The sequence below is a fragment of the Cuniculiplasma divulgatum genome, from assembly GCF_900083515.1.
Lineage (GTDB): Archaea > Thermoplasmatota > Thermoplasmata > Thermoplasmatales > Thermoplasmataceae > Cuniculiplasma > Cuniculiplasma divulgatum.
Genome location: NZ_LT671858.1, coordinates 1668169 through 1691342, shown reverse-complemented (window position 1 = coordinate 1691342; position 23174 = coordinate 1668169). Strand labels below are relative to the sequence as shown.

27 protein-coding genes are annotated in these 23174 nt (G+C 37.4%); 21 read left to right on the top strand and 6 right to left on the bottom strand.

Annotated features, from left to right (window positions below; translation table 11 throughout):
- Window positions 1-4: 4 nt before the first annotated feature.
- The 3 genes from CSP5_RS08375 to CSP5_RS08365 all read right to left on the bottom strand — a co-directional run bounded on the left by CSP5_RS08375 (window position 5) and on the right by CSP5_RS08365 (window position 3460).
- Window positions 5-1105, bottom strand: a complete 1101-nt coding sequence (locus CSP5_RS08375; RefSeq protein ID WP_148690124.1) for a Cdc6/Cdc18 family protein — start codon at window positions 1103-1105, stop codon at window positions 5-7.
- Window positions 1106-2788 (bottom strand): B12-binding domain-containing radical SAM protein, encoded by a 1683-nt coding sequence (locus CSP5_RS08370; RefSeq protein ID WP_148690123.1) that lies wholly within the window; start codon window positions 2786-2788, stop codon window positions 1106-1108.
- A 144-nt stretch (window positions 2789-2932) separates the two neighbouring features.
- On the bottom strand, window positions 2933-3460 hold the full coding sequence (locus CSP5_RS08365; protein WP_148690122.1) for a hypothetical protein: 528 nt from the start codon (window positions 3458-3460) through the stop codon (window positions 2933-2935).
- 104 nt (window positions 3461-3564) lie between these two features.
- On the opposite strand from CSP5_RS08365, the gene CSP5_RS08360 reads away from it, so the two are divergent.
- Window positions 3565-5319 (top strand): MFS transporter, encoded by a 1755-nt coding sequence (locus CSP5_RS08360; RefSeq protein WP_148690121.1) that lies wholly within the window; start codon window positions 3565-3567, stop codon window positions 5317-5319.
- A 464-nt stretch (window positions 5320-5783) separates the two neighbouring features.
- A complete protein-coding gene (locus CSP5_RS08355; RefSeq protein WP_148690120.1) occupies window positions 5784-6230 on the top strand; it encodes a hypothetical protein in 447 nt (148 codons plus the stop codon).
- Window positions 6231-6258: 28 nt separating this feature from the next.
- Here the strand turns inward: CSP5_RS08355 and CSP5_RS08350 are convergent, their stop codons facing one another.
- The gene (locus tag CSP5_RS08350; protein WP_148690119.1) at window positions 6259-7074 is read right to left on the bottom strand and encodes an MqnA/MqnD/SBP family protein; all 816 of its coding nucleotides are present in this window, start codon (window positions 7072-7074) and stop codon (window positions 6259-6261) included.
- A 66-nt stretch (window positions 7075-7140) separates the two neighbouring features.
- A complete protein-coding gene (locus CSP5_RS08345; protein WP_021790387.1) occupies window positions 7141-7527 on the bottom strand; it encodes a DUF302 domain-containing protein in 387 nt (128 codons plus the stop codon).
- 97 nt (window positions 7528-7624) lie between these two features.
- Here CSP5_RS08345 and CSP5_RS08340 point away from each other — a divergent pair, with 97 nt between their 5' ends.
- Window positions 7625-8584, top strand: coding sequence for a carbamate kinase (locus tag CSP5_RS08340; RefSeq protein WP_241810756.1), 960 nt, complete (start codon window positions 7625-7627; stop codon window positions 8582-8584).
- Here CSP5_RS08340 and CSP5_RS08335 read toward each other — a convergent pair.
- Entirely contained in the window at window positions 8575-9225 is a 651-nt protein-coding gene (locus CSP5_RS08335; RefSeq protein WP_148690118.1) for a phosphoribosyltransferase, read from the bottom strand. The two genes, CSP5_RS08340 and CSP5_RS08335, sit on opposite strands and share 10 nt — an antisense overlap.
- A 233-nt stretch (window positions 9226-9458) precedes the next feature.
- Between CSP5_RS08335 and CSP5_RS08330 the strand changes: the two genes are divergently transcribed.
- The 18 genes from CSP5_RS08330 to nuoK all read left to right on the top strand — a co-directional run bounded on the left by CSP5_RS08330 (window position 9459) and on the right by nuoK (window position 23173).
- The gene (locus CSP5_RS08330) at window positions 9459-10184 is read left to right on the top strand and encodes a hypothetical protein (RefSeq protein WP_148690117.1); all 726 of its coding nucleotides are present in this window, start codon (window positions 9459-9461) and stop codon (window positions 10182-10184) included.
- 18 nt (window positions 10185-10202) lie between these two features.
- Window positions 10203-11075, top strand: a complete 873-nt coding sequence (locus CSP5_RS08325; protein WP_148690116.1) for a hypothetical protein — start codon at window positions 10203-10205, stop codon at window positions 11073-11075.
- Window positions 11072-11950, top strand: coding sequence for an ABC transporter ATP-binding protein (locus CSP5_RS08320; RefSeq protein ID WP_148690115.1), 879 nt, complete (start codon window positions 11072-11074; stop codon window positions 11948-11950). The genes CSP5_RS08325 and CSP5_RS08320 overlap by 4 nt, the downstream gene beginning before the upstream one ends.
- On the top strand, window positions 11934-12617 hold the full coding sequence (locus tag CSP5_RS08315; RefSeq protein WP_148690114.1) for a hypothetical protein: 684 nt from the start codon (window positions 11934-11936) through the stop codon (window positions 12615-12617). Before CSP5_RS08320 ends, CSP5_RS08315 begins: the two co-directional genes overlap by 17 nt.
- Window positions 12618-12624: 7 nt before the next feature.
- Window positions 12625-13200 (top strand): hypothetical protein, encoded by a 576-nt coding sequence (locus CSP5_RS08310; protein WP_148690113.1) that lies wholly within the window; start codon window positions 12625-12627, stop codon window positions 13198-13200.
- Window positions 13201-13331: 131 nt separating this feature from the next.
- The gene (locus tag CSP5_RS08305) at window positions 13332-14477 is read left to right on the top strand and encodes an acyl-CoA dehydrogenase (protein ID WP_148690112.1); all 1146 of its coding nucleotides are present in this window, start codon (window positions 13332-13334) and stop codon (window positions 14475-14477) included.
- The gene (locus CSP5_RS08300; RefSeq protein ID WP_148690111.1) at window positions 14474-15262 is read left to right on the top strand and encodes a DUF72 domain-containing protein; all 789 of its coding nucleotides are present in this window, start codon (window positions 14474-14476) and stop codon (window positions 15260-15262) included. The genes CSP5_RS08305 and CSP5_RS08300 overlap by 4 nt, the downstream gene beginning before the upstream one ends.
- 95 nt (window positions 15263-15357) lie before the next feature.
- On the top strand, window positions 15358-16602 hold the full coding sequence (gene gatD / locus CSP5_RS08295) for a Glu-tRNA(Gln) amidotransferase subunit GatD (protein ID WP_148690110.1): 1245 nt from the start codon (window positions 15358-15360) through the stop codon (window positions 16600-16602).
- Entirely contained in the window at window positions 16602-18416 is a 1815-nt protein-coding gene (gene gatE / locus CSP5_RS08290) for a Glu-tRNA(Gln) amidotransferase subunit GatE (RefSeq protein WP_148690109.1), read from the top strand. Before gatD ends, gatE begins: the two co-directional genes overlap by 1 nt.
- Window positions 18417-18450: 34 nt before the next feature.
- Window positions 18451-18891 carry an NADH-quinone oxidoreductase subunit A gene (gene ndhC / locus CSP5_RS08285; RefSeq protein ID WP_148690108.1) on the top strand — a complete coding sequence of 147 codons (441 nt, stop codon included), beginning with the start codon at window positions 18451-18453 and terminating at the stop codon, window positions 18889-18891.
- Window positions 18888-19352, top strand: coding sequence for an NADH-quinone oxidoreductase subunit B (locus tag CSP5_RS08280; protein WP_021790395.1), 465 nt, complete (start codon window positions 18888-18890; stop codon window positions 19350-19352). Before ndhC ends, CSP5_RS08280 begins: the two co-directional genes overlap by 4 nt.
- Before the next feature lie 5 nt (window positions 19353-19357).
- A complete protein-coding gene (locus CSP5_RS08275) occupies window positions 19358-19816 on the top strand; it encodes an NADH-quinone oxidoreductase subunit C (RefSeq protein ID WP_021790396.1) in 459 nt (152 codons plus the stop codon).
- 2 nt (window positions 19817-19818) lie between these two features.
- Window positions 19819-20943: an NADH-quinone oxidoreductase subunit D gene (locus CSP5_RS08270; RefSeq protein WP_148690107.1), complete on the top strand. Its 1125-nt coding sequence runs from the start codon at window positions 19819-19821 to the stop codon at window positions 20941-20943.
- A complete protein-coding gene (gene nuoH, locus CSP5_RS08265; protein WP_021790398.1) occupies window positions 20940-21980 on the top strand; it encodes an NADH-quinone oxidoreductase subunit NuoH in 1041 nt (346 codons plus the stop codon). Before CSP5_RS08270 ends, nuoH begins: the two co-directional genes overlap by 4 nt.
- Complete coding sequence (gene nuoI / locus CSP5_RS08260) at window positions 21977-22417, top strand: NADH-quinone oxidoreductase subunit NuoI (protein WP_148690106.1); 441 nt, start codon at window positions 21977-21979, stop codon at window positions 22415-22417. The genes nuoH and nuoI overlap by 4 nt, the downstream gene beginning before the upstream one ends.
- A complete protein-coding gene (locus tag CSP5_RS08255) occupies window positions 22414-22662 on the top strand; it encodes an NADH-quinone oxidoreductase subunit J (protein ID WP_021790400.1) in 249 nt (82 codons plus the stop codon). Before nuoI ends, CSP5_RS08255 begins: the two co-directional genes overlap by 4 nt.
- A complete protein-coding gene (locus tag CSP5_RS08250; RefSeq protein ID WP_241869815.1) occupies window positions 22655-22873 on the top strand; it encodes an NADH-quinone oxidoreductase subunit J in 219 nt (72 codons plus the stop codon). Before CSP5_RS08255 ends, CSP5_RS08250 begins: the two co-directional genes overlap by 8 nt.
- Window positions 22874-23173: an NADH-quinone oxidoreductase subunit NuoK gene (gene nuoK, locus CSP5_RS08245; RefSeq protein WP_148690105.1), complete on the top strand. Its 300-nt coding sequence runs from the start codon at window positions 22874-22876 to the stop codon at window positions 23171-23173. It abuts the gene before it with no gap.
- Window position 23174 lies beyond the last annotated feature (1 nt).

Genomic DNA, 23174 nt, shown 5'->3' with positions numbered 1-23174 from the left:
ATCTTCATTCTATTATTTCAAATATTTTCTGTATAAGGACTGAAACTGGTAGATCGCCCATGAAAAATCTCTTTTTAACCCCCTTTCCCCTGCCTAAACTTTCCCTCACACCCTCAACTATATCAAGAGATTCCAGGTGTCTTATTGCCCTGTAGATAAGAGGAAGATCTGGGATTGGTTGATCCCTTGTTTCAAAATTTACTCCTATCTGATCGGTTATATGTTCCATGGTTGCATCAATGTTTCTTTCAAGTATCTGACAGATAGACAGGAGGATCAGCAGTTCTTTCTGATCCAGTTCCATCAATTTACTTTCAGTAATATACGGGTTGATCATTGCAGAAGCCTTCCTGACAGTTTCCATGTCAATTGTCCTTCGATTATCATATTCACTGATGAATGCAGCTTTCTGCAATATTTCTATGGCCATCCTTGCACTTCCAGATCTTTCGCTTATGGACGCTATACCATCAATTATTTCTGGCTCAATAACACCATCATAAAGCGATTCCTTAGACCGGTGATCCAGAATGCCTGAAAGATCTGACGTTGAATATTTATTAAATTTCATTTCGTTGAAAATACCGATTCTTCTGATCTCCCTGGATGTCATGTGGAGGGCAGGATTATCAACTGATGCGAGGATCAGACCCATTCTGAGATCATAAAGCTCTGCCGACCTGAGCACATTGTATAATCCATCTGGATCAGTCTTTACAAGATTCAGACATTCATCCACAACAAGTATAATGGGCATGGAGGTAGATCTCTTGAGTGCCATGAATAGAGAATCAAATGGCTGTTTCTCGGAGACCTGTTTTCCAAGTGAACTAAGTATCTTTACCACAATTCTCTTGAAGGAACCTACTGATATGGCATTTTCATAGTGGAAATAACATCCAGTTTCCATGGATGCAAGAAATCTCAGTGTAACAGTTTTACCTGTACCTGACTGACCGTAGATAAAAATGTTGCTTGATAAACCTCTCATTACTGGAAATACTACATTCTTCCGTAAAGAATCTATCTCATTATCTCTGTTAATAAGGTACCCTGGAATATAAGATGTCTCCAGGGGTTCAGGATTTTTTATTATTTTTCCCAATTATGCTCTTGCAAGTGCCGATAGGGATGTGATTTCCCTGGAATGCTCTACTCCATAGTGCTTCACTTTCTCTATATCCACTCCCATCTTTGCAGCCCTCTTTTCGATGTATTTCATCATAAGATATCCACCACCGGAAATAAGTGATCCTGTTCCTATCCTTGATAAGAAGTTACCATCGGTGTCCCTGAAACCATCTCTTGTGGCCATTTTTGAAAGATGTCTGTAGGATGCATAGTAAACTGCCATCATATCCTTTGTGAGCATATTTGTGTTGAGCGATCTGGACTTTATTCTCCCAAGAGGAACATTTACAAGTGGTGTGACTGTAAACTCAAAAGGTCTGCCACCTTCAGAGTATGAGTTACTGAGTCTGTTTATCATTTCAACCGTTTGCCAGTTATCATCTTCAGTCTCTTCGTTCTGACCAACCTGTAATGTGAATGCCGGTCTCCAGTAATTCTTTGTTTCTACGTATACTCCCTGCCAGACAATATCCAGCCAGCTTCCGTCTGGACCAATTCTGAGTGGAAGGGTCTTGTTAGGCATATGTTTTTTGGCAAGTTCATCACTACCAGTCTCCACTCCTGTTTGGATACCTATCCAGTTCCTCGGTCCTGTTTTAAGTATCTTTGAAAGTTTTTCCATCATTTCTGGATAACCTGCAGGTATGGAAACACGTCCATGGGTCGGATTTGACGTCTTGATACCCTTAACATTCATTACTGCCGTTAGAAGTTCTGATAGTGCTTCTTCATTTGGTGCAAATAAATTGCCGTGCTTGTAACCGAAGAATTCATCTGAGTGAAGCCACCCATTAGTTATCCCGGCGGATGCATTTATCTCAAGTTCAGCAACGATATTTTCGGTAGGCTCATATCTAAGCGGTCTTAGTGTTACTTCACAGAAATCACACCCCACACCACAACCTCTCATAACTTCAACCATTCCCTTCATGGAAGGTGCAACAATTCTAGGTATCTCCTCAAGTCTCGGGTATGCTGCCTTGGAAAATCCTCTTGAAAGGAAAAGTGGATCATTTATTGTAACTCTTTTGAAGTTTTCATCATAACTTACAAAACCAGTTCTGAAAACATTTTTGTCTATATCACCTGATGCTATCTGATCAAATAACATTGGTGCAATATCATCTGCCTCACCTGAAAATACATAGTCGTAATGATATTTCTCTATCTCGTCTCTTAGAATTGTAAATTCCCATACTCCTGGTCCACCAACGATCAGTTTTGCCTTCTTTCCCTTCCTTACCACGTTGATTCTATCCATCAGTTTATCCCAGTCTCTCCTTACCCATGCATCGAGATTACCTCCAAAAAGTGCATAGTAGGACATTGTTGTCGGTCCGATACCCAGTGGATCCATAGTTGAAACAGCTATGATTTCCGTGTCATCCTTGATAAAATTCTCAAGATGATCTTCGTGTGCAACTGCTATTTCTTCTCTCTTGAATTTAGTAAGAAGACTGGCTTCAAGCTTCCTTATGGCATATGGTGCAAATACTGTTTCTCCATTTGGTTTAGCAGGGGGAGCAGGCCCCTTCAGGAATTTGTAAACTCTTTCTGGTATTGCCTTTCCAGGCGCACAGGGTAGAAAATCTAAAAGTGGAAAATTCCTGTATTCATAACTCAATGTGCTATCCGATATTAATACAAATCTCGTCATTTTTTCACCCTCAGTCAGTTAAAAACTTATGGTTCATAAATATTTTGAAAATACCGTTAAACATAAATAGATAAATTCGCATCGTATTTACCAGTTTTTTCATTACATTTAATTGATTTTTACTAAATAACATATCTTAACTACTCACATTTTTGCCAGACCGAAACCGGTTCCATCAGCTCCATCGTTAGATCCTATAACCAAGATCGTAACAGGATACACTGTGTTACTGTTTTCAGGATTGAATGTTTGCATATTTTCAAACGCAGTTAATGAAACCATCATTTTTAGGTTTATTATGGTATTATTCTTAAAGTTAGTCACTGTGATGTAATTGTATTTATCCGTTGAATTTACTACCAGTCCATTATAAGTGGATGACGTATTGATGAAAGATGTAAGGTTTGTTTGGCTACCAGAACCGGTTGAAACATTACCAAAGGAAAATACAGAAACAGTGGATGCGTCTGTCTTCACTGTTATGTTAAATTCTATGCATCCGGGACTTTTGACAAATACCAGATCCTTTTGTGATTGTGCTGCAGTAACGTTCAGATAACCGCCTGTTGTAGATAGGGCGGTCTTGCTGTTGAATATTGTCACATAAGTCATTCCAGAAAATACAACAAGAAGTGCCACAGTTAAAACTATAGCTCCTTTTCTGCCTAACATAAGATGTGATTACATTTGCATATAAAATAGTTATTAATATTTCATTACTTAATCAATTATGAATTAAGTATTTATACAACCCTGAAATACAAGCTTGATTAAAGATGGTTCAGTACAAATGGGTTGCATTATCTAATACTACACTTGGTGTTTTGATGGCTTCAATTAACAGCACCATTGTGTTAATATCCTTACCAGCTATCTTCAAAGGTATACATTTGAATCCTTTCCTGGGTTCATCTTTTCAATATCTGCTCTGGATACTGATGGGTTACATGATGGTAACCGCAGTGCTATTGGTTACATTTGGGAGATTATCAGATATATTTGGAAGAGTCAGGTTATTTAACCTTGGTTTTCTTATTTTTACAGTAGGTTCCATATTGCTTTATCTTACACCCGGAACGGGAGATACAGCGGGACTTGAATTAATTCTATTCAGGATGGTTCAGGCAGTTGGAGCTTCATTCTTATTTGCAAACTCTGCAGCAATCATAACAGACAGTTTCCCCGCAAATGAAAGGGGAAAAGCCATGGGGCTAAACCAGATAGCGGCCCTTGCTGGATCCCTTATTGGTTTAATTCTTGGAGGAATACTTGCTACAATATACTGGCGAGATGTGTTTCTGGTGAGTGTTCCGGTTGGTATTATAGGTACAGTATGGTCATATGCAAAGCTTAAGGAAACCTCAACACGTCACGAGAAACAAAAATTGGATATTCCAGGGAATATTGCGTTCGCTGGAGGTCTAACACTGATACTTCTCGGCGTAACTTATGGTCTTATGCCATATGATAACTCAAGCATGGGATGGGGAAATCCGTATGTAATTGCTTCAATGGCGATCGGCGTAATTCTGGTTATTGCATTCATATTCATAGAAAGGGCAGTTGAACAGCCAATGTTTAACCTCTCATTATTCAAAAACAGGGCGTTCGCAACTGGAAGTTTTGCAAGTATGCTACAGTCAATGGGAATGGGTGGTCTGATGTTCATGATAATCATTCTTCTTCAGGGAATCTGGCTACCATTGCACGGTTACAGTTACAGTTCCGTACCATTCTGGGCTGGGATTTATACCATCCCTATGATGCTGGGATTTGTGGTGTTCGGTCCAGTTAGTGGCGCTTTATCGGACAAGATAGGAGCCAGACTTATATCCACGGTTGGCTTAGTAATAAGTGCAGTTGCATTCCTGTTACTTGCAACCCTACCATATAACTTCGCGTACGTTCCATTTGCCCTGATGCTATTTATGATGGGATCAGGAATGGGAATGTTCGCTGCTCCAAACATAACAGCGGTAATGAATTCAGTAAAGCCACAGCTAAGAGGTGTTGCCTCAGGAATGAGAGCGACCTTGCAAAACACAGGTCAAACAGCAAGTATGGGTATATTCTTCACAATCGTTCTTGTATATCTAACAAGACTCATACCGGGTTCTTTCGGTCCTGCACTTGCAACATCCGGTGCACCTGTTCTCATACCAATATTTGATAAGCTGCCTCCAACCTCAGCACTGTTCTCAGCATTTCTTGGCTACAATCCAGTAGGTACAATTCTTTCAGAACCCGCACTGGCTGGATTAAGTGCCTTAATACCACATTCAGTAATCGTAACACTTGAAGGAAAGATATGGTTCCCAACTGCACTGGCAGGATCATTCATGACATCTCTAAGGATGGCATTCATAGCTGGATTCTTCATCTTCATTGTGGGAGCAATACTTTCAGCACTGAGGGGAAAGAGGGTTATATATGACGATTCCAAGAAGGAGGTTGTAAATGAATCTGGATCATCCTCTCCTTCACCATCTGTATCTCCTTCAACAGTGAAGACAGAGGAAGTAAGAAACTAAAATTTTAAAAATTTTAATAATAGATTTTAAACTACGCATAAATTATTACTAAATTAAAATGTCTTTCCACAATTTATAGAAATGGAAGAGTTCATTTTTAGAATGTTTCAATGCAATGAACATTTTACTATTTGACATATTAAAATTATTTTATAATGCTCTGAATACAAAATTTCTTTGAATTGAGAGAGTTTAAGATAGTTTATACATCTAATAACCGATAAACATTAGACTTGAAAAAGAAAAGTAATTATTGTGAAAACTAAATTAAAATAACAGAAATGTATATATATATATATATAAAAGCATTTATATCTGTAATAAGGTAAAAATAAATCAGTATTAATCTATGTTCCTTGACTCTATATATTAAAAGGAGGTATACTTAATTGGTTAATAAAAATAAAATTATAACAGTGATATTGGTAATAGTTTTTATATTTGCTGGATACACTTTTTATCATTTGAGCGAACATAAAACTTCTCCAACCAACAGGGTAATACCCAAGGTAACATACCCTCCTGTTTACAGGATTGTTTTCAATAAAACATTTACGGTGGATGGCAACGAAACGCTTGGTTGTATATACATAGGAGAATCTGTAAATTTTACAAATATAGTTTGTAGGACAAATGTTTCGGGGTTATTATTAATTAAGAGCGAAAATAAAACATCGGCAGCAAAAGAAATAGAAAACTGCATAGCAAGTTGCCTGACAGGAAAACCCGGAAGAAATTCTGGAGGAGGTACTGGGATGGTATATTCATCTCCTGAAAATTATGCCCTATCACCAAGAGGATACTGGAGAATATCTGCAAATAGAGTAACAGAAGGCTTTATCCATATTGTAGTTTGCAACTATGCAGGGAAATCTCTTTTCAAGTATCAATCTAATGTACTTGATAATTAACAACAAAATGAATTATAAATATAAATTTTTAAACAATTTCCATGTTAAATTCCGGAAGTAAACCCATCTTGAATGCTCTTTCGTAATACATTTTGAGTGCTTTCCTCCCCTTTTCTCCAAAATCAACAGAAAGATCGTTAACATACATTTGTATGAATTTTGTTTCCAATTCAAGGTCTTTGTATCTTGCGTACTTCATTGCATAAGTGGCAGCCTCTTCTACATGTTGCTGTGCGTATTTTATGGAGTTTTCGAAGTCCTTGATATAGTTGGCAATAACATCCTTTCCCAGGGACTTTCGTATTGCGTTAAAACCCAGAGGTACAGGCAGATCACCTGCATATGCTTTCCATTTATCATAGATTGCTGCAAGCTTTATCAAACCCTTATTTTGAAAGGTTAGCTGTTCATCATGAATAATTATTCCTGCCTGAATATCACCCTTAACAATTGAATCAGGTATTAGATCAAATCTCATGGGCCTTAGATCTGCATCTTTTTCAACAAACATTCTGAAAAGTAAGTGAGACGAGGTTCCAAGTCCCGGAGAACCTATAATCGCTTTTTTAAAATCTACTTCACTCTTACCAACCACTAAAGGTCCATAGGTGAGTCCAAAGCTTGCGCCTGATCTGGTCAGGGCATAGGTTTCATTCACATCGGCATATGCATTTGCAGATATGGCTGTAACATCGTACATTCCTGTTTCAGCCTCATGATTAAGAGTTTCTATATCCTTTATTATCTGTTCATACTCCATACTGGTCTTAATTTTTCCAGTGATCATCGCATAAAACATAAATGCATCATCCGGATCTGGTGTGTGTGCTACTGTTAATTTCATAATAAGGTATTTCTTGATTACATAAAAGAGGTTCGCAGAATATTTTAATTTTCTAATAAAGTTAATTTATTCTGCAATATTTTTAACAATTTTTTTAACCAGTTCCTGAACCTTAAGCATTGTTTCATCTGCATCTCTGTTTCCAACTAATCCCGCCATAGCCTCAGGTAGAAGCCCTATGACCTCACTTCCGTCTTTTGTTCCCTTTATCACAATCCTGCAGGGAAGCATGGACTCAAATCTGATATCTGTATTCAGTATTTTTGAAGCATATTCTGGATTGCATATCTCAAAAGTTCTCAGAGGAGCATATTCATAACCCTTTGACTTAAGAACATCACTGGTCTTAATCTCAGCAAGTACACCAAAACCTGCTTCACTAACTTTTTTAGGGACTTCTGAACACAAATCATCAAAGCTCTTTTTACTCTTAATTCGAATTTCCACATTCATATAATAAAATTGCAGTATGATTTAAAAGCTCTTTCATTATTTTAAATTCCGTAGTTTCAGAAACCAGCCTTTAAAAACTGAGCTTTCTCTTATATAGGTGCAACAAATCTGTGTTTTCCGTGATATAATGAGCAAAATTGTAATCGCACTTGGAGGAAACGCCTTGATGGAGAGCGGTGATTCAAGGGATTATGAAACACAGGTAAGAAGGGCCGTAAATGCCTTTGAGTCATTGACTGATATAATCGTTAAGGAAGATGTCATAATCACTCACGGGAACGGTCCTCAGGTCGGAGATCTAATACTGAGAAATCAGTATACAAAGGAATTGCCTCCACCCATGCCTATGCATACCCTTGGCGCAATGTCTCAGGGTCTGATTGGAGAAATATTAATTGAAGCATATGAGAATGTAAGATCAAGATATGGCATTGGGAAAGAGGCAATAAATATACTAACAAGAACCATCGTGGACAAAAATGATAGGGCTTTCATGAATCCAACAAAACCTGTTGGAAGAGTTTATTCAGATCAGGAATACAGCGAACTAAAGAACAGCACAGACTGGGAATTTATAAGGACGGAAAAGGGCTGGAGAAGATGTGTCCCTTCTCCAATGCCTCTTGATATACTGGAAAAAAATGCAATTCTAAGTTCACTAAACGCAGGCTTCCTCCCCATATGTACAGGCGGTGGAGGCGTTCCAGTTATCAAAACTGGCAATTATTACAGTGGAGTAAATGCAGTAATAGATAAGGATCTTGCTTCATATGTTCTTGCACACATGCTGGACGCCGAGGAGTTTGTCATACTCACTGATGTGAAGAATGCATTCATTGATTTTGGTAAAAGTACTCAAAAAGCAGTGAATAAAGTCAAGCTGAACGAAATAAAGAAATATTATGATGAAGGTCAGTTCTCAACCGGTAGCATGGGACCAAAGGTTCTTGCAGCCATGAGTTTTGTGGAACATGGTGGAAAAGTTGCAAGGATAGGTTCACTTAAAGACGCAAATAATGTAATAGAAGGCACATCAGGAACGATTATTCAGGCCTGAATGTAAGTATATTCCCCGTTCTTCAGTTCTGCCTTTCCCATATGTACCATCTGCATCAAAATTTTTTCCAGAACACTATGATTCACGGAGAGATCAAAGCTTTCTTTAAGCTTTTTTACTATTTCGTCCACAGAACTTGATTTCATTTCAATCTTGGAGGATAGGTTAGTAATATCCTCGTAAACGTTCCATGGGAATATAAACCATGTCCATTCTTTGTCAGTAACAAACTGGGCATAATAATCCGGAACAAAGGAAGAGTGACCAATGTGAAGCATGGTGGAAGTCTTTACAGATTTTGGTTTAAGTGTTTTTATATAGTCGTATGCAAGCTTCATACTCTGTCCTGTATCTGTAATATCGTCCACCACAAGAACATTCTTTCCCTCAATAGACACATTGAGACCATACTTCAGATCTGCCTTTCCGTCAACCGTTGCAGTTAATCCCCAGTGTTCTGTCTTTATAGCATAGAGGTTTTTCATAAGAATCATGTCGGAGAGTATTCTCGCAGGAACAAGACCACCTCTAGACAGTCCAATAATCGCATCCGGAATTCCATCTTTTAGCATCTTTTTATTGATCTCCTCACACCACTTCTCAATATCATCCCACGTAACCAGTTTAGCTTTAAATTCCATTGGGATTGGCATTAGTGCATAAGTAAAAATCTTTTGCAAAAATAAAACGATGGTCATTCATGCAATTTTTAAGTTTTGTATAACAGTATAATTTTCATAAAATTGTGGTTTAAAAATTGTTCATAAATTTAGTTCTAAATTAAAACAATTATCTTATTTTATTTTTGGAACAAAAGTAATCGTGTGATATAAATATCAGCAATATTTATATAACATTAAAAGAATTTGATTTTATGAAAAAGATAAACGAACCATGGGATTCAACCCTGATGGATGCAGAAATTAAATTTTCTGACATAAAATTAGTAATTGGGGGGGGGTTATTTTTCCTGGCCATAATTTCAATGATAGCCATGCCCTTTGGAAACTCCAAAAATATTAACACTCCAACGAGTGGTAATAAACAAACAGCAATCTCTTCTACCAACGTCAATTGTTCTACAATATCAAGAGGACCGACATGTAGAACGCAAGTTAGACAAGGAGGGATTGAATTTAGTCAAACCTGCTATGTTCAAGCGTATCCACAATATTCACCAGTATGTGTGAAAGAAACAGGTAAATTAACTTTCCTTATAGAAAAGAAGGTTTATGAATATCCAGGGCAAAATCCAGTTATAGTTTGCAATATCCCGCTTAAGGTTGAAAACTCTGCATCTATTAACCCTAATCCAATTCTGACAGGTGGAGCATCTCTTTCAACAGGAACTTTAATGAACTTAACTCAAATTACTAAAGATGGGGTAACTGGAACATTATATATCTGGTCATTCACATTTTTCAACACGGTAAACGTAGTAACTAAAACTAGTACCACAGTAGAAATGTATATGCTAATAGGAAACGGGGGAATAAACGGATCTGATATAGGAAAATATTCAGTCAAATCAGGTGCATCAATAAGCTGGTCTAGTATCATAAATACAGTATTACAGGCAGGAACATCATTTGCTCAATAGTAACAGGTGAACCTCAGGTTGAAACTTAAAATTTTTATAGTTGTAACATTGATCATACTTATCATATCTACAATCACCATCTCAGTTATACCGCTAGAAATAGAGAAGACATCTTTAAACAATTATGTGGCTAATCCAGATAGTAGTGGTGCAAATTTTTCGTATCAGATAGGTGGATTCATTCTAAAGAACGATGGAAATGGAACAACTTTACTTGAAACTCCTTGTTCATATCTTAATATAACTAGCATTGGAAACAATAAATACAGCTACTCATTAAGTATACACGGCTGCAGTCAAAAAGGAAAACCTGAACTGTCTAAAATCTCAGGTATTCAAAGCAGAAATGGTAGCACAATAGGTTATTTTATGGGAAATCTTTCCCAATTTGGGCAATTTTTTGAATACGGTTCACTGTTGTTGAAAGTAGCATCAAGAAAGATCATCTGCTCTGATGACACTGTTGATTTTGGACCGCCTCAAGATGTATTTCATATAAATGGAGAAGTTGCAATTGAAAGACTATATGTGCCATTAAATATTAATAATGAGTCGATAATAAAAAATCCATCTCAACACTCTGCTTACCAGGAATTTCCTCAAAGTATGGTTGGGTTGTCTCAAAGTGGCTCTTATTACGTTTTATCAGATATGGTTATGCAGGGAGGAAATTTTTCCCTCGCAAATAAATTACTCGGAACAAAAGATCAAGTTATATGCGATTTTACCATATCTCTAACAAGAACAAATGTCAAGTTTAATTTAGACTATACTTATTATCTTATTGAGAATATAAATCTTATAGCTGCCATATGGATAGTGGGAGTCTTATTCTTAGTTCTAACAGTAAGACATGTAAGAAAGAGGATTAGAAGGAGGATAAATCAATGAAATTTGAAGTAAATCATGTAAAGGTAAGTTATGCTAAGAATAGATCTCTCTCTGATCTTAATGTGTCAATTGTAGATGGGATTACAATAATAATAGGTCACAATGGCGTAGGAAAGAGTTCACTCATTTCTGTCATAGAAGGATTGGCCAAGATAGAGGGAAAAGATGAAGTAAAGGTTGGGGGACATCTTCCGTATTATAATCCAGATCTTGCTTTTAGGGACGTCTCTTTTTTGCCTGAAAGACCGCTTCCCATAGGTGGGTTTACTGTAATGGACTGGATCGAGTTTTATTCTGGATTGAGAAAGATTAATTTTGAAAGATTAAAAATGATAATGGAAGAGTTAGGAGTTTACGGCTTAAAGAGAGCCAGAACTAAATACCTTAGCATGGGTGAAACCCAACTTATATCCATGTCCATTTGCCTCTCTACTGAATGTAAATTCTTTGTACTGGATGAGCCAAATTCAAACATAGATCTGGAAAACAGGAATATTCTGGCCAACATTATTCAGAGACTTAGACATGAAAATGATCTGTCATTCATCATAGTAAGCCATATTCTTGATGATTTGCTTCCAATTGCTGAAAATATAGTGATTTTTAGACCAGAAAAAATAATAGGACCAATACCAATAAAAACAGGAATTGGAGAAAATCTATTTTCCATAAAACTTAGGGAAATAGATCAGATAGTGAAGAAAATTGAGGGAAAGTTAGTGTATAAAATTATCAGGAACAATATTTTGATAAGAGATGAAGATTTCAAAAATTTCATTTCGTCAATTAATGCAGATCAGGTTGCCAGCATAATGAGCATCATACCAGTTCCAAGAGTCATGGAGGATGAATTTTCATATGTTCAGAAACCCTAATATAAGGATTTCTGACTATCTCTCAAATCAGTATCACGTACAGGAATTAATTATTTTAATTTCATCTCTTATAATAGGATACTCAGCTGTTAGCTTTGGATATAGATATTTTTTATATAATTCAATGTCTTTTGCTTTCTATCCTATATTAGCTTATGCTCTTATAAAGTCATATTTTTATGGAAGAAACATAGAATCTGGCGTTTTCGGATACCTGTTCACTGCACCTTTGAAAAGAATGACAACACTACTTGTAAGCCATTTTATAGATATTATAATATTACCCTCTGCCATAATAATTGAAATATCTCTTTTATTATATATCAAATTCTTCTACATTCCAGTTGAAGATGTTGTTTTATACTGGATTGCTTCAGTTGCTGTGATCTCACTTTTTATTGCAGCGGGAAGAATAATAGGTGTATTTGTAAGGGATGGAATCGCTTCAATGGGTGTACTTTTTGCTGCGTATGAGGCTATTAGTATAGCGGGGAATTCAAAAAATAAAGCCGATATAGAGTTAGAATTGTACTTTCACCTAAATTTATCTTCAATCGATCCTTTCTACATACTTATAGAGTCTATTGTAGTATTGGTAGTTTCAATATTAATGGTTGTGATTTCAAGTAGGTTGTTGCTAAATTTTGGACTAAAGAGTGGAAGGTGAATCAAGAATGATAAAATATACAAGGATGGTTGTAATTCTTTCTTCTTTATTAATAATCATGTTGATATTTTCCGCATCTCCCTATCAGAGAAACGAAATTCGTTTCGAGGCAAATTCATGTAAAACACTAAACACAAAAAATCTGTGTGGTGAAATTTTTAGCACTTCAACCTTTTCTGACTATACTGGAATGGCAAAACTATACATTTTCAACAATTTTGTTTATAACAGTACATCTCAAAAAGGAGCCAATATTATAGAGTCTATAAAAATATGTGGCTTGAAGGGTGATACTGCATCTGGTTTGGTTAAATTCTATAATTTTACAATTACTAATAAGGAATTTTATGGTAAAAATATAAAACTTGGAATTGGGAGGTACAAAATTGATGCGGTAACTATATTTGACTATTACAACAAATCTGATTTTCTTAATAGCACGCTTTCAGGAAAGGAGAATACTATAATTATGAATCAGGAAGGGTTTTCAGTATTGAACTATTTTGAAATCCTTGATGGCTTAGTTATTATAGGATTGCTTTCCCTGATCTTCAAAAAAAGTAAAAATAGAATACCTATTTAAACCGTTCATACCAGTTTATTTTGTTGTTTCTTACATTGAAAAATTCATACTTCAAAAATGTGAAATCTGAAAAATATAAGGTCATATTAAATTCCACCAAAAAATAATATCTGAAATAACATTACTAGGGTATGAGTGAATTAAGGGAAGAGGAAAAGGATGTTCTTGAATACATAAAGAGATTCGCCAATGAAGAGGTAAAACCACTTGCAAGAGATATAGATCTAAAAGAGGAGGTTCCACGGAAACTTATTGATAGAATGAAGGAACTTGGGTTATTTGCGAGTTACATCCCAAAAGAATATGGTGGATATGGGATGAGTTTTAGCTTCCTGATTAGAGCAATAGAAATCATATCAAAAGCCTGTCCAAGCACTTCATTAGTTCTTGATGGCGCCTTAACATTATTTGGTGAGCCTGTTCTGATGTTCGGGTCGGAAGATCTAAAGAAAAAATATTTAAAAAGGGTAGCTGAGGGTGAAATAGGGGGACTGGCCCTTACTGAACCGGGAGCAGGTAGCGATGCAGCAGCCATTAAAACCTCTGCGGTTAAGGATGGAAATGATTATGTAATAAATGGAACCAAGATTTTTATTTCAAATGGAAGACTTGCTAAATTTTTCGTCGTTGATGTTGTTACAGACCCATCCAAAGGTCACAGGGGAATAACAACATTCGTAGTTGACTCAGACGCTCCTGGATTCAAGATTAGCAGGGATATCCATAAAATGGGCATAAGAGGTTCATCAACAGTTGAACTCATATTTGAAAATGTAAGGGTTCCAGAATCAAATATTGTAGGTAAATTGAACGAGGGATTTAAGGTGGTGATGGAAACCCTTGATGCAGGAAGGATAGGTATTGCAGCTCAGGCCCTTGGCATAGCAGAGTCAGCCTTTGAAGAGGCAGTTATTTACTCACAGCAAAGGAAACAGTTTGGCCAGAATATATCAAATATGGAAGGAATACAGTTTATGATATCCGATATGGCCACTGAAATTGAAGCAGCTAAACTGTTGACTTACAATGCGGCGGAAAGATGGGACAAACATGAACCATGCATAAAGGAATCTTCCATGGCAAAGCTCTACGCTTCTGATGCAGCAAACCGGATAGCCACTGATTCACTTCAGATCTTCGGGGGATATGGATACACAACAGATCTGGATGCGGAAAGGCACATGAGAGATGCAAAAATAACTCAGATATATGAGGGCACAAACCAGATTCAGAGAGTAATAATTGCCAGGGAAGTAATGAGGGAACTTAATCCTTGAAAATATTTCTTGGAACATGTGGATGGGCATACAGGGAATGGGTGGGCAAATTCTATCCAGAAGGAACAAGGCCATCAATCAACTACTACACAAATTTTTTCAACGCACTGGAAATAGATTCAACATATTACTCAATTCCTCCAAAGGAAACATTTGAAAATTCAATCCGGAAAATTCATAAAGATATAAAGGTATCAATTAAAATCCATTCATCAATAAGTCACTTTGGAGAAATTAGTGACAGGAAAAAGAGTATGGATCTGTTCATCAAAAACGTAATGAATCCAGCCAGAAAAAGAGATCAGGAATCAAAATTTCTATTCACACTGCCACCATGGATATCAAATCACAACCTGGAGGAATATCTCGTAAGCATGTCAGAAATCACATTTAATGAAAGCAATATATACTGCGAGCCAAGGATATTGGAAGAGAAAGATTTCCCTGAAATACAAAAATTGATTGAAAATGCCGGATTTAGTATATCTTTCACAGACAATTATATCAATCCGTTGAGGTTAAACATTTCAAATGAAGGAAGCGTTTACATAAGACTTCACGGAAGGAACCCCGCATTTTCAGAAAAAGAATCAGGAATGGAAAAATTCAATTATGCATACAATCAAAAGGAATTGCTTGAAATAAAGGATGAAATAATGAGATACGAGAAGCAATTTAATGAAATTTTCATATTTTTTAATAACCATCCTAACGGAAATGCCCCTCTAAATGCAATGGAACTTGGAAACATGCTTGGAATAAATAAAATGAGTAGACTTTTGTGAGTCTATAAAGAGTCTTCTAAAGTAGTATGGATTTACTTCTCTAGTAAATTCATATTTTTTTTAAAAATTAAAATAAGAATCAAACATAATGAATCATGCCAGATTCAAGGAAACCTCAAATGGGTGACACAATTAAATTTAGCTGGAGGGGAAGGGAAATGACCGGAACCCTTATATCAATGGATAATGATTTTTTCAATATTAAACTGGAAAATGGTTATAATATTTCTGTTAAGATCGATTCGTTTACTGTTTTAAAAAAAGGCAAGATTCAGGCGTTAAGTAAAGGAGAAGAGGCGAGAGAGTCTGGAACAGGTAAACCTATTTCACTTATCACTACGGGAGGAACCATAGTGAGCAGGGTGGATTATAAAACAGGTGCGGTTTTTCCATCTCTTGACATAGGAGAACTAACATCCAAATTCAGGTATATGGAAAACAAATACAGGCTGAAGAGGGTGGATTTCTCAAATATTCTAAGTGAGAACATGGAACCAGATCAGTGGATAAGCCTTGCCAAAAGAGCAAGCAGTGAATTAAATAATTCAGAGGGCGTTGTAATATCACACGGAACTGATACAATGTCATACACAGCATCAGCACTTGCATTCATGTTTGAAGAACAGACCGGACCCATAGTACTGGTAGGATCACAGAGAAGCTCCGATAGGCCAAGCAGCGATTCATACCTGAACCTTGAGGCTGCAGTTGATTTTGCAACCACAGATTTCGGAGAGGTTGGAATTTCAATGCACCACAACACATCAGACGAAAGGATAGACCTGATAAGGGGAACCAGATCAAGAAAAATGCATTCAACGAGGAGGGATGCATTCAAGGCAATAGGTGAACAACCCATAGGGTCATTCCAGGAAGGTCTGGTCAATCTGAATGGATCATACAGGCGGAAAAAAAATGAAAATAAATTAAAAACGAATCTAGAAAAGAGGGTATCCATAATTTACATGTATCCAGGTTTAACGCATGAAGAACTTGCAAAATCAATGGATGGTAAGAAAGGAATAATTCTCATGGGAACCGGACTTGGACACATTGCAACAAAATTTTTAGAGTCCATCAGTGAAAGGGTGAAAGATGGAATGAAGGCTGTAATAACAACTCAATGCATCTTTGGAACAACGAATCTTGACATATATTCAACAGGAAGGGAAATGAAAAAGGCAGGCATAATATCAGTGGGAAACATACTACCAGAAACTGCCTATGTCAAGATGATGCATGTTCTGGGTAATTATGAGGAAGAAGAATTTGAAACCATGATGAGAAAAAATATGCGCGGTGAACTGATCGAAAGGGAGGAATTGGGGGTGTTTCTCTGATGGTATTACCGGATAATACGATGATAGGTCTCGAAGTGCATATGCAGATCGACGTGGGAAAGCTTTTCTGCAAGTGTAATACAGAGGGTCAGCTTTTAGAAGAATCATTTATTAGAAGGCTTCACTCATCATCCGGCGAAATAGGGTCCAAAGATATATCAACATATTATGAAGAGGCACGTGACAGGCTATTCAAGTACATTGTTTCAGAAAATTCCTGTCTAGTCGAAGCAGATGAGGAACCTCCATTAGAGATAAATCGAAAGGCTCTGAAAGCAGCACTTGCAATGTCCATGGCATTCAGTTCCTCCATAATGGACAGAGTTTCCGTAATGAGGAAGGTGGTTATTGATGGATCAAACACCAGTGGCTTTCAGAGAACTTCACTTATTGGAATCGGAGGAGAAATCAAATCAGGAAAGGCATTGGCTGGAATAACAACCATATGTCTGGAAGAAGACTCATGCAGAAAGGTAGAGGAAAAAGCCAATATGGTTGTATATTCTCTGGACAGACTGGGGTTACCACTTATAGAGATTTCAACCTCTCCAGACATGAAAAGCGCAGAAGATGCAATGTCCATAGCAAGGGAAATAGGAAACAGGATGCTTGTTATGGGCCTTTTACGAAAAGGGGCAGACGCCATAAGGCAGGATGTAAATTTCTCCATGGGATATGGAAGAGTAGAGATAAAGGGAGTTTCAAAACTATCCGCTTTCAGAGAAATTCTTGAAAATGAAGCAGATAGACAGAAGTGGCTGGCAGAAGCAGTAAAAAGGGTAAAAGCAAATGGTGGATTCGAAAAACTGGAATTCAGTGATGTTACACCTCTTCTTACGGATACAGACTCAAAAATAATATGGAAAGGACTGAATGACGGAAAAAAAATATATGCAACAAAACTCGCAAACTTCAGGGGAGTGATGAAAACAGATCATTTCAGATTTGGTCGTGAGATTGCTGATGCACTGAAACAGATAAACATAAAGGGTGTAATTCACTATGAGGAGCTACCAGCCTATGGACTTACAATCAATGAGAGGGAAACCATAACAGAATATTTCAGTTTGAAAGATAATGATTCTTTCCTCTTACTGATCATAGAGCCAGATAAAGTCCAGGATGCATCTACTGTAATAAAAGAAAGAATTGAAAAATTACTGTCACTGGATTTCTCAGAAACAAGAGCAGCACTGGAAGACAATACCACGAGGTATATGAGGCCACTATCTGGGAGCAGCAGGATGTATCCTGAGACAGATATTCCGGTGATTAAAATAGATGGGCAAATATTGGAAGAAGCTTCTGAGGAAATTCCAGAAGGGCTGGAATCTTTCACAAGTAGTATTAGCAGGAAGTACGGAATATCAATTCAGGATGCCGAAACAATTATATCCGACGGAAAGCTTGAAAAATTTGCACTCCTGGCTAATGAAAAAAATGGAAAGGTATTATCCAGAATAATAAACCAGACCATACCAGAGATGAATAAAAAATACGGGAAAGAGGTAAGCTGGGATCAAATACGGATTGTAATTGAATACTGCATCAAGAACTCACTGGGAAGATATTCGATGGAAAGAGCAATTGATATGCTGTATTCAGGTAACTCAGTCAAGGAAATACTAAATCTCAATTTGCTAAAACCAGTTTCTGAGGAATCCATAATGAATCTTATAAAAAAATGTGACATAGACATAAACTCAAACATGACTGATATAGTGAGAAAGCTCAATTCTATGAATGAAGGTGTAATTGATCCATCAATTGTTGCCAGGTTAATAAACACGGTAAGAAATAAGGATTCAAATTAAACAACACTTAAATATTTTCCTAAAATATGGAACTATGTTACTGTATGGATACATACCTGCGCTCATTACAATCATTTTACTGGCACTGGCTATGTACCTTGTCTTCACAATTCTCCCAAGTCTGGATAAGGGGAGGGCAAAAGGTCCAGCGGCAAAGATTTCATTCAAACCTTCAGACATAATATCTAATCTTTCAAAGGAATCCTCTCCCTTGAAGGGCTCTGTATATACAAAGCCTTATGAGTCTGGAGAAGTTGCAAGAGGTTCATATCGTTCATTTGTAAGGGTACAGTATTACGTAATAGTGCTTCTTTTCATACTTTTTGATGTTGATATGGCGTTGCTTCTTCCATGGGCATACGATTTTAAGAGTCTTGGTGTATATGCATTCATTGAGACAATAATTTTTATTTCAATGCCTATGAGTGTGGTTTTTTATGCGTTCAGAAAGGGGTATATGAGGTGGATTAAATGAAAACTGGTGATACAGGCTTTGTAACTACAACACTGGATAAGGCTATGGAATGGGCAAGGAGTAATTCCATATGGCCACTAACCTTTGGACTCGCATGCTGTGCAATTGAGATGATGGCGGTACAGGCATCAAGGCTTGATGTCTCAAGATTCGGTAGTGAAGTATTCAGAAACTCTCCCAGGCAGTCCGATTTAATGATCGTTTCAGGTACAGTAACCAAGAAAATGGCACCAAGGCTCAGAAGATTATATGATGAAATGCCGTACCCGAAATACGTTATCGCAATGGGAGTATGTGTGATTCAGGGTGGACCTTATAACCAGGGTTATTCGGTAGTTCTTGGTGTTGACAGGGTTGTACCTGTGGATGTGTACGTTCCAGGATGCCCTCCAACACCAGAAGCACTGACAAATGGGATAATACTTTTACAGAAAAAAATAAGAAATGAAGCAGAGAGGTGAACCTGATGGCCTATGAAGTTAAGGAAGAAAAAAGCAAGGATGGCAGAAAGGTTCTGAGGATACCTAAAGAAGACCTGCTGGACCTTATGAAAGATATGAAGAACGGAGGATTCGATTCACTCAGTCTCATAAGCACAGTTGATTTTAGGGACAGGGTTGAAGTTGTGTATCATCTCACCAATTCAAAAACAGAGGAAATGCTTGTTATAAAATCAGAAACTAGAGATTCTAGAATGCCAAGTGTTACATCACTTTTCGAAAGCGCAAACTGGGATGAAAGAGAGCAGTATGATATGATGGGGATAATATTCGAGGGTCACCCTAATCTCAAAAGAATACTGCTGCCAGAGGGATGGGTTGGGTACCCATTAAGAAAGGACTACGATCTGAGTAAGATACAGTATGTAAACATGGATGATGAAGGAAACGATCAGGTAAGCTTTGATCCGGGAGATGGGTGGTAACAATGATGGAGAAAGACGGACTGAAAGAGAAATATATTGAGCTTAATATGGGTCCGCAACACCCATCAACTCACGGAGTGCTCAGATTAAAATTATTGCTGGATGGAGAAACAGTGAAGAAGGTAGAACCTGTTATAGGATATCTTCACAGAAACGCTGAAAAAATATGTGAACTTGATTTCTACTGTGATGCTCTAATATATTTCGACAGGATGGATTATGTAGCAGCAATGAACATGGAAGTGGGTTATCTTGAGGCTGCAGAAAAGCTCCTTAATATAGAACCTCCAGAAAGAGTGGTATGGATAAGAACAGTCATGGCTGAACTCAACAGGATTGCCTCGCATCTTGTATGGGCAGGCGCCTTTGGGCTGGATCTTGGAATGCTTACACCTTTCTTCTATGTATTCGAACAGAGGGAAAAAGTTCTGGATCTGTTCACAGAAATATGTGGCTCCAGACAGGAAACAAACTATATGAGCATAGGCGGTGTCTATCAGGATTTCAATGATAAGATAATTTATAAGATAAAGGAGTTTACAAAGCAGTTTCCGAAGAAACTCGACGAGGTCTATAACCTGTTTGCAAAGAATGATATTTTTATATCAAGAACAAAGAATGTGGGTATACTTGAACCAGAAGTTGCACTGGACTATGGAGTAACAGGTCCAATGCTGAGAGCGTCCGGAATACCATATGATGTACGTAAGGCAGAACCATATCTTGCATACGACAAAGTAAATTTTGATATTCCAATATCAAAGAGAAAAGATGTACTTGCCAGGTTTGTAGTCAGATTTGAGGAAATGAGGCAATCAGTGAGGATAATAAATCAGGCTCTGGACAAGATACCTGACGGACCTTATTTCAACCCAAAAGCAAAGAAATCACTTATGGTAAGACTGAGAGGAGAAGGAGATGTGTATGCAAGAACAGAATCAACGAAAGGTGAATTTGGTGTATATCTGGTGGGAGACGGATCTGTAAAACCATACAGGGTTCACGTCAGAAGTCCATCATTCAAGAATCTTTCTGTACTACCTTATCTTGCAAAGGATGTACTGATTGCAGACATGGTCGCAATTTCAGGCTCCATAGATCTGGTATTTGGAGAGGTGGATAGATGAATTTGCTCCTGAGGATAGCTGATATATTATCAGTTCTGGGGCACTATCCTTCATACATTCTGGCATATATAATTGAAACCCTGATAGTAATAATATTTGCCACAGTCGTTGTCGCTGGCATGGTGTATTTCTTCAGGAAATATATGGCAAGGGTCCAAATGAGAATCGGACCGAACAGGGTGGGCAAGGGAGGAGTATTACAGGTGATGGCTGACGGTCTGAAACTAATACAGAAAGAATCAATCTTACCAGAAGGAAGAGATGATCTTGCATACAAGGTCGCTCCTATCCTAATATTCTTTGGACTGATCATGGGATTTATATTCATTCCATACGGGCCTCTTGCATGGTTTGGACAGCTTACAGTATCTCATTCTGATGTGAGTATTATCATATTATTCGCATTAATAGCCATAATGCCCATAGGAGAAATATTATCTGGAATAAGCTCAAACAACAAGTATGCTGTACTTGGGGCACTCAGAGGTGTTGCGAAGGATATATCTTTTGAAGTTCCAATGATGCTTTCCATCCTTGCGGTTGTGATGATGGCATCAGTCAAGGTGTCTGATCCACTGGACATAAACGGAGTTGTTGTTGCCCAGTCAATACCTTTTGCCATTCTGGAACCTTTAGGATTTTTCGTTTTCCTAATATCCATGGCTGCAAGGGCATCATATTCACCATTTGATATGGGCGAAAGTGATAGTGAACTTGTCACTGGAAACACCACAGAGTACAGTGGTCTAAGATTCGGTCTTTTTTACCTTGGATTATTTGGAACAATCTTCCTTGGTTCAATGCTTATAAGCACCATATATCTTGGTGGATATCTTGGGCCATACACAAACTATGCTGGATTTATATGGCTTATGATAAAGACACTTGTGCTGGTAGTTATATCACTTACAATCTGGCTATCAATGCCAAGGGTAAGAATAGATAAGTTCGTGAACTTTGGATGGAAGTATTTACTACCAATCTCATTTATCAACCTGATAATTACTGGAATCATAATATTTGGAGGGATAGCATGATAGAAATAAAAGAAGTGAAGGAACCCAAGAGAATTCCAATAATCGGTTCCGTTATGGGGATGTTTACCGTATTCAAGCATCTCTTTCAAAAGCCTGTCACAGTTCAGTATCCAGAAGTTAAGGGTGAAATACCAGATAGATTCAGATTCAGAGTCTATCTGAGCACTGATGACTGTGTAGGTTGCACACTTTGTGAACAGGTATGCCCAAATCTCTCAATCACCATGATGAATCTGGACAAGGAGAATCAGAGAAATAAGAGGAAGATATACCCAACAGTCAATTTTGGTACATGTACAGTATGCAGGAACTGCGAGGAGATCTGCCCAACAGATGCTATATATCTTAAGGAAGTGTTCGAGACTGCAAGAACTAAGAACAATTTCTTATACTCTCCTACAGACCTTGAGAAAGGGGAGGACGAGGTAAGAAGATGATCTTTACAATAATTACAATTATATTCGCAATAATTCTCGTAGTTCTTGCAGCAATTTCTGTGGAACAGAAAGATATTGTTAGAAGTATCATATTCCTCATGGCATTCCTTTTCGTACTTTCTGCAAATTTTATATTTCTTGGAGCAACACTGGTAGGAGCAATAGAGTTGCTTGTTTATGTTGGAGCAGTCAGTGCCCTTCTGGTATTTACAATGATGATAACAGGAGGTAAGGAAATTGAATAAAATTCCGGCTTCCATATCTGCAATTCTGTTCTTCATAGTAATGGCTGTCTCAGTCGTTAGTATTTCTGGAACATATGTACCCACCCAGCAGAGCATAACTGGCATATCAAAGGAGTTATTCAGTACGTACATTATACCATTTGAACTTCTTTCTGTCGTACTGGTAGCAGGAATTATAGGAATGTTTCATACAGCGGAGGATGATGAATAAATGGATCAGTTCATAGTTCAGTTAATCTCATTAGCGCTATTCACCATAGGTCTCTACGGCATAATGGTATCAAAAGTGGGGATCAAGATGCTAATTTCAGTTGAAATACTGTTGAATGGGGCCATACTGAGTCTAGTCTCAGCAGCTATTGGCACAGGAAAGGTAGATCCACTAGTTATGGCCCTTTTCACAATTGCAATTGCTGCAGTAGAATCTGCAGTTGGAATAAGTATACTGGTTTCGATATACAGGAAATTCGGCAAGATTGATATTTCGTTGCTGAAGGAGATAAGGTGGTAAA